Source organism: Gleimia hominis, from assembly GCF_002871945.2.
In the GTDB taxonomy this organism is placed as follows: Bacteria; Actinomycetota; Actinomycetes; order Actinomycetales; family Actinomycetaceae; genus Gleimia; species Gleimia hominis_A.
The window spans coordinates 814,301-826,893 of sequence record NZ_CP126963.1 but is presented as its reverse complement, the minus strand read 5'-3'; the positions used below and the strand labels follow the sequence as shown (position 1 = coordinate 826,893).

Annotated in this window: 10 protein-coding genes; 7 read left to right on the top strand and 3 right to left on the bottom strand. The window is 57.4% G+C overall.

From position 1 onward, the window contains the following. Positions 1-82: 82 nt before the first annotated feature. A complete protein-coding gene (locus tag CJ187_RS03710; RefSeq protein WP_102215698.1) occupies positions 83-1,432 on the top strand; it encodes a class II 3-deoxy-7-phosphoheptulonate synthase in 1,350 nt (449 codons plus the stop codon). 112 nt (positions 1,433-1,544) lie between these two features. On the opposite strand, the gene pknB is transcribed toward CJ187_RS03710, so the two are convergent. After that, positions 1,545-3,611, bottom strand: a complete 2,067-nt coding sequence (gene pknB / locus CJ187_RS03705; protein WP_233187270.1) for a Stk1 family PASTA domain-containing Ser/Thr kinase — start codon at positions 3,609-3,611, stop codon at positions 1,545-1,547. A gap of 120 nt (positions 3,612-3,731) precedes the next feature. Between pknB and CJ187_RS03700 the strand changes: the two genes are divergently transcribed. Continuing rightward, a complete protein-coding gene (locus CJ187_RS03700) occupies positions 3,732-4,073 on the top strand; it encodes an Rv2175c family DNA-binding protein (protein ID WP_102215699.1) in 342 nt (113 codons plus the stop codon). Positions 4,074-4,091: 18 nt separating this feature from the next. Here the strand turns inward: CJ187_RS03700 and CJ187_RS03695 are convergent, their stop codons facing one another. Next, positions 4,092-5,189 (bottom strand): polyprenyl synthetase family protein, encoded by a 1,098-nt coding sequence (locus tag CJ187_RS03695; RefSeq protein ID WP_102215700.1) that lies wholly within the window; start codon positions 5,187-5,189, stop codon positions 4,092-4,094. Positions 5,190-5,242: 53 nt separating this feature from the next. On the opposite strand from CJ187_RS03695, the gene CJ187_RS03690 reads away from it, so the two are divergent. After that, positions 5,243-5,641 (top strand): universal stress protein, encoded by a 399-nt coding sequence (locus CJ187_RS03690; protein ID WP_102215701.1) that lies wholly within the window; start codon positions 5,243-5,245, stop codon positions 5,639-5,641. Positions 5,642-5,853: 212 nt separating this feature from the next. Then, a complete protein-coding gene (locus tag CJ187_RS03685) occupies positions 5,854-7,584 on the top strand; it encodes an RNA polymerase sigma factor (protein ID WP_102215702.1) in 1,731 nt (576 codons plus the stop codon). A 300-nt stretch (positions 7,585-7,884) separates the two neighbouring features. On the opposite strand, the gene CJ187_RS03680 is transcribed toward CJ187_RS03685, so the two are convergent. Continuing rightward, positions 7,885-8,085: a DUF7455 domain-containing protein gene (locus CJ187_RS03680; protein WP_102215703.1), complete on the bottom strand. Its 201-nt coding sequence runs from the start codon at positions 8,083-8,085 to the stop codon at positions 7,885-7,887. A gap of 141 nt (positions 8,086-8,226) precedes the next feature. Here CJ187_RS03680 and CJ187_RS03675 point away from each other — a divergent pair, with 141 nt between their 5' ends. The 3 genes from CJ187_RS03675 to CJ187_RS03665 all read left to right on the top strand — a co-directional run bounded on the left by CJ187_RS03675 (position 8,227) and on the right by CJ187_RS03665 (position 12,564). After that, complete coding sequence (locus tag CJ187_RS03675; RefSeq protein ID WP_102215704.1) at positions 8,227-10,368, top strand: DNA gyrase/topoisomerase IV subunit B; 2,142 nt, start codon at positions 8,227-8,229, stop codon at positions 10,366-10,368. A gap of 47 nt (positions 10,369-10,415) precedes the next feature. Further along, positions 10,416-11,444 (top strand): GNAT family N-acetyltransferase, encoded by a 1,029-nt coding sequence (locus tag CJ187_RS03670; RefSeq protein WP_102215705.1) that lies wholly within the window; start codon positions 10,416-10,418, stop codon positions 11,442-11,444. Positions 11,445-11,508: 64 nt separating this feature from the next. Further along, on the top strand, positions 11,509-12,564 hold the full coding sequence (locus CJ187_RS03665) for a GNAT family N-acetyltransferase (protein ID WP_102215706.1): 1,056 nt from the start codon (positions 11,509-11,511) through the stop codon (positions 12,562-12,564). Positions 12,565-12,593 lie beyond the last annotated feature (29 nt).

The window sequence follows — 12,593 nt, the reverse complement described above, 5'->3', positions numbered from 1 at the left end:
GAGGGTGTGGGAGCCGCCGCGCGACCCCGCACCCTCAAGCCATATTGGAACTAGGGGCGACCAGAAATACGTAGCCAAGCAGATGATTATTGACCAAACGTTCCCGTGGGATTCGTGGCGGAACCTACCTGCCAGCCAACAACCGCAATACCCAGACGAAACCCACGTGCGAGCGGTCGCGCAGCAACTGCGCAGCCGTCCACCCCTCGTATTCGCAGGGGAGGTTGACGACCTGCGCGCACTCGTGGGGGAAGCAGCGCAGGGCAACGCGTTCATCCTCATGGGAGGTGATTGTGCAGAAACATTCGCGCACTCCACCGCCGACCGGATCCGCCTCAAAATCCAAACCATCCTGCAGATGGCAGTGGTGCTCACATACGGCGCGTCCGTGCCGGTGGTGAAAGTAGGCAGAATCGCGGGGCAGTATGCGAAACCCAGATCCTCAGACGTGGAAACGCGGGGGAATGTAACACTGCCTTCCTACCGTGGGGACGCCGTGAACGAACGCGAATTTACCGCGCAGGCTCGGGTGGCGAACCCGGCCCGGCTGCTGGACCTATACCAGCATTCTGCCGCATCATTGAACCTCATCAGAGCATTCACGCAAGGTGGATACGCAGACCTGCGGCGCGTACACGAGTGGAATAAAGGCTTCATGTCGAACCCCACGTACAAGCGGTACGAGCGGCTCGCACGCGAAATAAATCAAGCCGTTGGGTTCATGGAAGCCGCTGGGGTGGATTCCGAGGCGCTGCGGGTCGTGGATTTCTACGCGTCCCACGAGGCCCTGTTACTGGAATATGAGGCGGCGATGACCCGGGTGGATTCGCGCGGCGGTGACCACTACGACACATCCGGGCACTTCTTATGGATCGGTGAGCGCACGCGCGACCCGAAAGGCGCGCACGTAGACCTACTGTCGAGTGTTCGCAACCCAGTCGGAGTAAAAATATCCCACACGGCGCAACCCGATGATCTATTTGCCTTGATGGACCGTCTGAATCCACGGGGGGAACCGGGACGGCTCACGTTCATAACCCGGATGGGAGCGGGAAGTATTCGAGAGTGCTTACCGCCCCTGCTGGAAGCCGTTAAGCAAGATGGCCGGCCCGTAACCTGGGTGTGCGACCCGATGCACGGGAATACGATTACTTCCTCGACCGGTTATAAGACGCGTAGTTTCGAAACGATCATGGATGAAGTTGAGGGGTTTTTCACCGCTCACCGCGAAGCCGGTACCGCCCCGGGTGGTTTGCATGTGGAACTCACGGGGGATGATGTTACTGAGGTTCTGGGTGGGGCAGCTCATTTAGATGATGAGGGGTTGCGTGCCCGGTATGAAACAGCGGTGGACCCGCGGTTGAACCACCAGCAGTCCCTTGAGATGGCGTTCCGGGTAGCGGACTTGCTGCGGGAGGCAACCACCGCCTAAACCGAGCCTGCGCCGACTTCTTACAGACGCGAATTCACACCGACTTTTTGCAAAAAGCGACTTCAGACAGCTTTCTGGAAAGCGGATCCACATGGCCTTCGAAAACGCGGTTTTACACAACGCGGATAGTGACGGTGGACCCAATTTTTGCGTTGTCGCCTTTACCAGGCTTGGTGGCGATAACGCGGTCGAGTACCGAGGCCACACGGTCCACTTCCACTTTGAACCCGGCGGCTTCTAACTTGGCCTTCGCATCCGCTTCACTAAGGCGAGTCACGTCTGGAACAGGAACCACTTCGGGGCCTTTTGACACCACTAGTTTCACCGTGTCGGCGCGGTACCGCGTCTGGCCGCCCGCTGGGTCTTGCGAAATCACGGTGCCTTTTTTGACGGAGTCAGAGAACTCGCTGTCCGTAGTCACGTTCAACCCCAGGTCGGTGAGAATCTTCTGCGCATCCGCCTGCGGCTTACCCGTGACGTCCGCGACTTCGATGGGTTTGCGGCCTTTAGACACCACTAGCTCTACGGCACTGTCGTGCTTAACTACCTCACCGGATTGCGGGCTGGTGGCAATCACAACGCCTTTCGGTACGGATTCGGAGAACTCTTCTTTCACTTCCCCCGGTGCGAGCCGCGCGTTTTGTAACGCCTGAGCAGTTTCCTCTTGCTTCATCCCCACCAGGCTTGGGACCTGCACCATTTCCACACCCTTGGATACGACAAGGTGCACGACGCCTCGCTTATGTACCCGGCCACCCGGTTTCGGTTGGGACGTGATGATCGTGTCTTTTTTGACGGTGTCCGAAAACTCGTCTTCCCGCACGTACTTGAGGTTGAGTTTCTTCAGTTCCTCACCCCCTTGAGTGGCGGTGAGGCCCGCTATTTTCGGGATCGTAATGTACGAGCCGGGGCCGTATTCGAACCACCACCACGACAGGGCAGCGGTGGCGGCTATGAGGAGCACGAGAATCGTGGCGATAACGAGCGGTAGTTTTCTGCGTTTCTTCGTTGGCTGCGGCTTCGCAATGCGGATCGGCTTACTATTGGATTTCCTGGTTGCGGGCAACGCCATCGTGGGGGATTGCCACGCTATCCGGTTCGTGTCCTGGCTGGTTGCGGGTCCGCCTGCGCGCTGCGCCCGCCGCTGAAGGATTTCGTTGGGCAGCTGCTCGCGAATATGCTGCAGTGCCGTGAGCGCTGCGGACGCGTCGATCGGCCGGTCTTCCGTGTGCCGGGCAGCGAGCGCGCACACGAAGTCATCTATTTCAGAGGGGATCCACGACTCGAGCGTTGACGGCGCGGGAATATCTTGGTTCACGTGCGCGAGCGCGATTTGGATTGGTTTGAGTGTTTCAAACGGGGTGTGGCCGGTGAGCATTTCGAACATCATGATGCCCAGCGAGTACAGGTCAGCTCTGGGACCGACCTCAACTTCATTAACCACTTCTGGAGCGATGTACGCAACGGTTCCGAGCACCGTTCCGGTAGTTGCAGCAGAAACGTCTGAGGCAGCGCGCGCTAACCCGAAGTCCGCTACTTTCGCGGGACCTTCAGGGGGAAGGAGCACGTTCTCTGGTTTGATGTCGCGGTGGGCCATACCCACTCGGTGAGCGAGCGAGAGGGCTTGAAGCACATTTTCCGTGATGTCGAGGCACCTGCCAACAGAAATGGCGCCTTGAGCGTTCAGTACTTGCCGCAGGTTAATCCCGTCCACGAGTTCCATAACCAGGTAGCCGCTCCCCGCAACTTCCCCCTGGTCAAAAACGGATACTACGCACGGGTGGATGATGCGTGCGGCGGACCGGGCTTCGCGGCGAAACCGCTGCACGTAGTCGGCTGATTCTGCCAGGTGTGGGTGCATGACTTTAACCGCTACGGGCCGGCCGAGTCTTTCGTCATGCGCAACGTAGACGGTTGCCATCCCACCGCGTGCTAGCCGGCGTTCGATGCGGTACCTGCTGTCTATCGTCATTCCCACGAGGGGGTCGGTGACTCGGTTCGCACTTGCCCGGCGGTGAGATTTAGGCTCCAAGTCCGCCTCGGGTTTTTCAACGGGGTCTTTGCTGGGCTGGGAGTCAGGTTGATTGGGTGATTGCGTTTGCTCAGAAGCGGACACGCCTTCGGGGCGGGTCCGCGAACTTGTTTCCTCATGCCCATTAGCCACGGCAAAATTGTACATAATCTAACGGCGAAGGCTCAGATGTACGGCGGCGAGCCTGAGTACCCGCCAAAGCGCCGAAGCGGAAACCCCCTTCAAATCGTTGCGGAATGGAAACGGTGAATTCGTTAAAATGGGGGTATGGACGATTTTCTAACGGTAGCGGAAACTGCGCGACTACTCGGGTTGCCGCAAACGCGAATCAAGCAGCTTTGGGCTCGCCGCGAACTCATGAAAGTACGCAAAGATAAGGTTGCGATGGTTCCCGCGCAGTGCCTGGTGAAAAGCGAGAACGGGTGGATTCCCCGCCCCAGCATAATGGGAACGCTCACGATGCTGGCGGACGCTGGTTTTTCTGATGAAGAAGCGGCGCAATGGATGCTCAGCCCTCAGGAGAGCCTAAATGATCGCCGTCCCTTGGACATGCTTGCCGCAGACGAAGTGCACGCCGTGCGGGCAGCGATCATCCCACTTGCCTTCTAGGTTCTCTAACTCGCGTGACTAGGAGGCGCGCTGCGTGAGGATCCGGCCAAGTTCTAAGAGCGCGTGCTCGCGCGGCCCATCTAATTTGAGGGTGCGGGCAATCTGCGCGCCTTTTTCCGTGTACTGACGAATCATCGCTTCGTGCACGCGGGTGGCCCCAGTTGTTTGACAGATACGGCGTACGCGCGCAACCTCTTGCGCAGTAGCATCCGCCCGGCCCAGCGTCGTTTCAATAATTTCGCGTTCAGCCGCGTTCGCCCGCTGCAGTGCCAGTGCTATCAAAACGGTGCGTTTGCCCTCCAACACGTCGTTGCCAGTGGGCTTACCAGTCTGATCCTCGTCACCGAACATACCGAGGGCATCGTCACGCATCTGAAACGCGATACCCCAATAGCGGCCCACTTCCTCGAGCTTCTTCACGACCAGGCTGTCCGCCGGTTCGTTAACTAAAGCTCCTAGTGCGAGGGGGCGCATCGCAGAATAATCCCCAGATTTCAAGGCAATAACTGTTTTAACCTCCTCTTCCAACGCATCCGGATCCGCTAGCGGCGCCTGCTCAGTGAGGATGTCCAAGTACTGTCCCCAGGCAACCTCAGCAGTCATCGTCGCCATGTAACTATGCACGCGCGCGGCTACCTCAGCGTCTAGGCCTAAAGTGGCGTGTGCTGTCGCCAAGTGGTTTAAAGACAGCAGGAAATCGCCAACGAGGATCGCCATGTGCTCCCCGGTGTCCACACCGTAACTGGCCGCGGCCTCGGCGTGAAGCGAAGCATGACCGCGCCGCGTGCCAGCCGCGTCAATGACATCGTCATGCACCAGGGCAGATGCCTGGTAGATCTCAGTTGCCACCCCCAGGGCCTGTGCCACAGGGTCCTGCCCGAAAGGTGCGGCGCCCGTAATATACGCACCAATGTTCACACACAGTGCCCGCAGAGCTTTTCCCTCCCCGAGGTAAAGCCTGGCTAAACGCAAGAACTCCTCGCGCTCAGGGTGTTCTAACCAGCGAGTTTGCTGCTGCTCAAAAAAGGCGAGCGTGCGCTCGTGAACGCCGCTTGCAAAGTCGGTTACGAAATCGGAAGAGAATTCTATATTCCGGTCGGATTCATGCGAACTCATGATTACAAAGCTACCCTAATAGATACGAATCGAGTATTGATTAGGGGGAACCCATGTCCGTGTTAATCAGCTACCACGGTAATGCCGAGTCGGACGCAGCCTTGAAACTAGCGCTGCAACTAGCGCACCTGCGCCGCACCCACCTGGTGATAGTGGTAGCAGCCCGCTTCTCCAAAGGGGATAAGCGCACTGTCTCGAACGCCCACGACCGACTTTGGGAAGCTCTAGAGGGCACCACCATCCCCTTTAAAGTTATAAGCGCTACCGCCGACAAAACCGTTTCCGAATCCGTACTCGACACCGCAGTTGCAACAGACGTGGATCTGATCGTCTTGGGATTGCGCCGCGGCGGGTCAAAACATACGTACATGGGAGATAACGCAACCCGAATCCTGCTCGACGCCCCATGCCCGGTGGTGACCACTACGGAACACGTTTTAGAAGACGAGTAACCCCGGTTAGTTAGTAACCGAGTGGTTTCGGTTCGCCGTAGAAGTAGTTACAATCGCGTTCGCGGTTAGCCGATAATAGCGCTCAAAGTGGCGGATATGGCGTGCGGATGATTACAATTGTATGCGATTGTCCACTCATCAGTTTAACGCGCCCAAGATATCCCATCTTGCGCAACAGAACTTTCTAGGTCAACTGCGGAAAGGTTGATTTCGTGACTACTGCTTCAAAGAGCACTAAGACGACGTCTAAGAAACGGGCAGACGAGAACGCCCAGAAGACGAGCACCACCCCTCAGCAAGCTAAGTCAACGGCGAAGAAGGAACCGGCGAAGTCTAAAACAGCTAAGAAACCAACCACGAAGAAAACAGCCGCTAAAACTGCGTCCACCAAGGCAGCTGACACGAAGACCGCGAAAACGCAGGCGGGCAAATCCAAATCTACTAAGAAAACTACGGCTGCGAAGAAGACATCGGCTGCGAAGAAGACATCGGCTGCGAAGAAGACAACTAAGAAAAAGTCAGCGGCGAAAACAAGCGCTGCAACTAAGGAAACTGCGGCGGAATCTGCGGCAAGTAAAGATGCTCCGAAGAAGTCTGCTAAGAAGAGTGCGGCTAAGAAAACTACCGGTAAGAAAACCACTAAGAAGACTGCCGCGAAGAAATCTACGGCGAAAGCTACTGGTGGAAGTTCTAAAAAGAGGGCTTCGAAGAAGAAAACTGCTAGTGAGGAGCCGGTAAAAGACCGGACGCAAGACGTTGAGGACGCGAACGAAGAAGAGGAGCGCGACCCTCAACTAGATGAGCTTGAAGACGAAGAAATCGAGGACCTCGAAATAGACGAGGATGAGGAGGAAAACTCCGACTCGGACGAGGGTGAAGAAGACGAGGACGACGACGACAACCCGAGAACAGCGCGGGGGCGGCGCAAACAAAAAGAGAAAGAACACCAGGAAGCGCAGAAGTCCGGTGGGTTCGTGGTCTCGGACTCTGACGACACGGACGAGCCCGTGCAGAAAGTTACGGTGGCCGGTGCTACCGCGGATCCGGTTAAGGACTACCTCAAGCAAATCGGTAAAGTAGCGCTGCTGACCGCAGAAGAGGAAGTGGACCTGGCGCGCCGGATTGAAGCGGGGCTGTTCGCAGAGCAGAAAATTAAACGCGGCGGAAACGAAATCCCTTCGCGGTTACGCCGTGAATACCAGATCTTGGTGCAAGACGGGCAGCTAGCTAAGAACCACTTGCTGGAAGCAAACCTCAGGCTGGTGGTGTCGCTGGCGAAACGGTACACGGGCCGCGGCATGCTGTTCCTGGATCTGATCCAAGAGGGGAACCTGGGGCTGATCCGCGCGGTTGAGAAGTTCGACTACGCAAAAGGCTACAAGTTTTCTACGTACGCAACCTGGTGGATCCGCCAGGCAATCACCCGGGCGATGGCGGACCAGGCGCGGACAATCCGGATTCCTGTGCACATGGTGGAGGTCATCAATAAGCTGGCGCGCGTACAGCGGCAAATGCTGCAGGACCTGGGCCGGGAACCCACTCCAGAGGAGTTGGCGGAAGAACTCGACATGACGCCTGAGCGCGTGGTGGAGGTGCAGAAATACGGGCGTGAACCCATTTCACTGCACACCCCACTTGGCGAAGATGGGGATTCGGAGTTCGGTGACCTGATTGAAGACTCCGAGGCGATTGTGCCCACCGATGCCGTATCGTTCACACTGCTGCAAGAACAACTGCACCGCGTGTTAGACACGCTGTCTGAGCGAGAAGCTGGGGTAGTGTCGATGCGATTCGGGCTCGGGGATGGGCAGCCAAAGACGCTGGATGAGATCGGGAAGGTCTACGGCGTTACGCGCGAGCGGATTCGACAGATCGAATCGAAAACCATGTCGAAACTGCGCCACCCGTCTCGCTCCCAGGTGCTGCGCGACTACCTCGACTAAGCAGCAGGCTGCACAAGTGAGGTAGCGCGTCTACTGCGTTCAGCCGCCCCGCGGGGCGCACCCGCCGGGTTTGCGCGCTTAGACGTAACTACGCGTTCAAACAAAACTAAGGGCCTAGATCCACTGTGGATCTAGGCCCTATTAATACGCGCCTGGCTTAACGCAACGCGTGGCCCGATGTAGCGCGCCTTATTGCAAGGCACCTTTCGGTAACGCGGATTGTGGCACGCGTCTTTTTATCGCGGACATTGTTGCAAAGCGCATTGTTGTAGAGCACTTTGTTGCGGCGTAGAAACCGGGTTAGGCTTCGAGCTCATCGGTGTAATCGTGTACCGCAACCGCGGTTTTCGAATACGAGTCGCGTAGCGCCCGCGCGTGGTGGGCGCAAAACAGTAGTGAACCTGATTTCATAACTACCTCAACCCAAGCGCGTGCCCCACAGGCATCGCAACGGTCGGATGCTTTCAACTTCGTAGGTTCTAGTAAAGTCGATTCCTTCATGCCTCTATTTAAGTAAAAGAAACGGGTAAATGCACGCGAATAAGTACCCTTTCGCCACTGGCTGAAGGGCGATGGCGCCCTCCTAAGCGGTGGCTTTTAAGCCCGCCAGAGTGGCGTTTTCGGGCGTGGGAACCGGGCCGCATGCGCTCGATTGCTTACAATAACCAGGTGAGTAAAACATCTAACGCAGCATCGGAGTACACAGCCCGGCATCTTTCCGTTCTTGAGGGATTAGAAGCCGTGCGCAAACGCCCCGGAATGTACATTGGGTCAACGGATAGTCGGGGCCTCATGCATTGCCTGTGGGAAATTATCGATAACGCGGTAGATGAAGCCCTGGAGGGATACTGCGACCACATTGAAGTAGTGTTGCACCCAGATCACTCCGTGTCGGTGGCGGATAACGGGCGGGGGATCCCCGTGGACACCGTTAAAAGCGTGGGCCTGTCCGGCGTGGAAGTTGTCTTCACCAAACTGCATGCGGGCGGCAAGTTCGGGGGCAGTTCCTACAGTTCCGCCGGTGGTTTACACGGCGTGGGGGCGTCCGTTGTGAATGCGCTGTCCGCCAGGTTGGATGTGCAGGTTGCCCGCGGTGGTAAACGCTACCAAATGTCTTTCTTGAGGGGGGAGCCTGGCCGGTTCGATGACGAGGCCACTCGCACCCCGGATTCACCTTTCCAACCGTTCGTAAACGAATCCCACTTGGATGTGGTGGGTAAGGCGCCGCGCTCGCAAACGGGGACGACCGTGCGGTTTTGGGCTGATTTCCAGATTTTTCCACGCAGCGACGGGTTCAACTGGGATACCTTAGTGGAACGCGCCCGGCAGACCGCGTTTCTCGTCCCTGGCCTGCGGATCACGGTGCGGGACGAACGCGGGTCCGAACCAGTTGAACAAGACCTGCACTTTGAGGGCGGCCTAGAAGACTTCGTGGACTTCTTGGCGGTAGATGGCTCTGTCACCGACACGATGCATATTCAAGGTGAGGGTGAGTATGACGAAACGGTGCAGAAGCTGAACGAGAAAACCGGGCATCTTGAACCGGTAGAAGTGCAGCGCACCTGCGAGGTAGACATTGCGTTGCGCTGGGGCGTTGGTTACGACACGAACGTGCGTACCTTCGTGAACATCATTGCTACCCCGAAGGGTGGGACTCACCTGCAGGGTTTCGAAGCGGCCCTCACGAAAATGATTCGGGGGCAGATTGAAAAGAATCCGCGTCGCTACAAGGTGACTGCGCGCGACGGGCGCGTTGAAAAAGACGATATCCTGGCGGGCCTGACGGCGGTGGTGGCGGTTCGTTTACCGGAACCACAGTTTGAAGGGCAAACTAAAGAGGTGCTGGGTACCCCGCAGGTGCGCGGGTGCGTAAACAAAGTAGTTTCCAAATACTTTAAAGACCGCTTTAAATCGACCAAACGCGATATTAAACAAACAAATGATGCGATGCTAGAAAAAATTGTGGGGGAGATGAAAGCCCGCGTCTCTGCTCGCATGCACAAAGAAATCTCGCGTCGCAAAAACGCGTTAGAAACCTCCTCCCTTCCCGCTAAGCTAGCGGACTGTCGTTCCACGGACGTGGCCGCGTCGGAACTATTTATTGTGGAGGGAGACTCCGCGCTAGGTACTGCAAAGTTCGCGCGATCTTCGGAACACCAAGCGCTATTTCCGATTCGCGGCAAGATTTTGAACGTCCAAAAGAAATCAACTGCCGATATGTTTTCTAACGCCGAATGCGCCGCGATCATCCAGGTGATCGGCGCGGGCTCGGGGCGCACATTCGACCTGTCTGCGGCGCGCTACGGCAAGATCGTTTTGATGACAGACGCGGACGTGGATGGTGCGCACATCCGCACGCTTCTTCTGACTTTATTCTTCCGCTACATGCGCCCCCTCGTGGAAGCCGGACGAGTATACGCGGCGGTGCCTCCTCTGCATCGGGTGGAAGTACCGAAATCTGGGCGGAAGAAAAAGGAAATTATTTACACTTACTCAGAAGAACAATTGCACGAAACACTTGCGAAACTGCACAAGCAGGGCCGTAAATACAAAGAACCGATCCAACGCTACAAAGGATTGGGGGAGATGGACGCGGACCAGCTCGCCGAAACCACAATGGATCCAGCGCACCGGACGCTGCGGCGCATAACGCTAGAAGACGAGCAGGCCGTGTTAGAAGCCGAGAAAGTGTTTGAACTTCTCATGGGCTCAGAAGTGGCGCCGCGCCGCGAATTCATAGTGGTTGGGGCGCAAGAATTGGACCGCGAACGGATAGACGCGTAACCCCAATAATTCTTACCCCACAACCGAGTTGTCATATCATTGTGCCCATGAACCGTAATCTCAACGACCTTTTGCAACCAGTCGAACACGCGCCCTTACCGAGTGCCCAATTGGGCTTGCGGTGGAGCCCGATTGAACCCGCCGACGGCAGACAACTGCTGCAACTCGTTGAGGTGTGTAACGATCACGATCAGTCCCTAGAATCGTTCTCGCAAAACGACATTGCTGACCTGCTGGAAGAGGCTCGCGAGCACATTATCCAAGACGTGGTGGTGGGCCGTGATTCTGAGGGGATTATCCGCGCGATGGGATCGGTAGAGGTGGTGGTGTCGCGCCAAACCGCGGCTCAGGCCACGGTGAATGCATTCATTCATCCGCAGTGGCGGGGCCGGGGAGTGGGCCGGGCACTACTGCGCTGGCAGGATGCGCGCGCCCGCCAGATCATTACGGGCCACTACGGGCCGAAAGCGCACGTGGATGTGCGGGTGTCGAACATGGTTGATGCTCACCTGAATGACCGGCGCCGGCTCTACATGGCCGCGGGGTTCTCGCCGATTCGCACGTTCCAAACGATGTATAAGGATCTGACAAGTGGGGAGCCTGAGGTCTTTGGTGTGCCCGAAGGGTTCCAGATAGTGAACTGGCACGGAAACACGAACGACAAAGTGCGTGCACTGCACACCCGTGTGTTCAAAGACCACTGGGGTAGCGAAGTGGATGCGGAAGCGTGGTGGGATGATGCGCGTCGCACCATGGAGAAACGCTGGTCTTACGTCGCGTTCAGCCCCGAGGGGGAGTTGGCTGGCTACCTGCTCGTTTCGCGCCACCCCGCGCAGTGGATCCGCACGGGAATCCGCGAAGCATACGCGGAATTGCTGGGGGTTGCGCCCGAGTTCCAGGGACACGGTATCGCCCGCGCGTTACTGACCCACTCGATCCACGCCGCGTGGCAATCTAAGATGGCTCGCTACGGACTGGATGTGGATAAAGAGAATGCGCATGGAGCGATGGCATTCTACGAGCGACACGGCTTTGTTCCTGCGGGCGCGCGGGTATTCTATTCCCTAGACGTGTAACCCACCGGAACAAAAGAGAATAGTAACGGTTCCAGTAGTTTTTTTATTCTGAGGAGGCGAAGTAATGGACAAGCAGATGCCGCAGAGCTACGGCACCCCCGATGACTCTGGTGACTGCGATTTGCCTCGTATCCCTGATTTGCCGGATATCCCTGACGTGGAGGTGACGTGGCGGGCCCTCACGCGCGCAGACGTGCCATCGCTGGCGAAACTGATCGACCGGATTGAACGCCACGACGCGTTGCCGTACCGAACCTCAGAATCAGAAGTGGATGACTTCTTCACGTCCACCGCTAAACGCGTGCTCGTCGGTGGGGTGGTCGACGGGATTTTGCGCGCATTCGGTTTCGTGCATATTCGCGAGCAGGACCCCAACACGGCGATTTGCCTAGGTGGGGTGGATCCGACGGTGCGCGAACGCGGCATCGGGGGCGCCCTCGTTAAATGGCAAACGGTGCAGGCTCGCGAACTGTTGGGCAACGAGGGGGCGAGCAAGACCATTACCTTCCACGTGGAGCAGGCGTATTCGAATCTCGAACCGCGGTTAAATGAACTGGGCTACGGGTGGGCATGGTCGTTTTACGACATGCGGGCAGAACTCACTGGTGACCTACCACAAGTGGGACCCACCCCGTTTTTGACGGTACGGCCCTGGCAGGAATGCGCCCCAGAGAAGATCCACGAGCTGGTCAGTGACATCTCCATATCTCAGGGGGCATCTAGCCCGCCCTCACACGAAATGTGGACGATCGGCGGGTCGAGCTTTAAACCCGAATGGTCGTTTGTTGCGGTAGATACGTCAACGGATCGGCACGAACTCGTGGGGTTCCTCAAGGCCTCCCAGTACCCCCAGGACTGGTCTGCGCTGGGGTGGCGCGAAGGCACCATAGACATGCTGGGGGTGCGTTCCTCCGACGAATCTGTTGCCCAAGCCCTGCTGGCCGCCAGTATGGCCGCGCAGCAAAAAGATGGGATGCAAGCAGTTTCAGCGGGTTTTGCCTCAATCAATAACTCCGCAATCTCCGGCGTGTTTGAACGCGTTGGTTTCGAAACCGTGGGCAGTACGCGCTGCTACACCCTGCAGTACGATCCGCCGCAAGCCAGCTGCGACAAAGCCTAAGGAAGCAGACGCGGTGCCTGCGTGCCCCC

Excerpts from the sequence above, each read along its gene's own strand:
- CJ187_RS03710 (WP_102215698.1), top strand. The coding sequence starts at position 83 with ATGATTATTGACCAAACGTTCCCGTGGGATTCGTGGCGGAACCTACCT.
- pknB (WP_233187270.1), bottom strand. The coding sequence starts at position 3,611 with ATGTACAATTTTGCCGTGGCTAATGGGCATGAGGAAACAAGTTCGCGG.
- CJ187_RS03700 (WP_102215699.1), top strand. The coding sequence starts at position 3,732 with ATGGACGATTTTCTAACGGTAGCGGAAACTGCGCGACTACTCGGGTTG.
- CJ187_RS03695 (WP_102215700.1), bottom strand. The coding sequence starts at position 5,189 with ATGAGTTCGCATGAATCCGACCGGAATATAGAATTCTCTTCCGATTTC.
- CJ187_RS03690 (WP_102215701.1), top strand. The coding sequence starts at position 5,243 with ATGTCCGTGTTAATCAGCTACCACGGTAATGCCGAGTCGGACGCAGCC.
- CJ187_RS03680 (WP_102215703.1), bottom strand. The coding sequence starts at position 8,085 with ATGAAGGAATCGACTTTACTAGAACCTACGAAGTTGAAAGCATCCGAC.
- CJ187_RS03675 (WP_102215704.1), top strand. The coding sequence starts at position 8,227 with ATGCGCTCGATTGCTTACAATAACCAGGTGAGTAAAACATCTAACGCA.
- CJ187_RS03670 (WP_102215705.1), top strand. The coding sequence starts at position 10,416 with ATGAACCGTAATCTCAACGACCTTTTGCAACCAGTCGAACACGCGCCC.
- CJ187_RS03665 (WP_102215706.1), top strand. The coding sequence starts at position 11,509 with ATGGACAAGCAGATGCCGCAGAGCTACGGCACCCCCGATGACTCTGGT.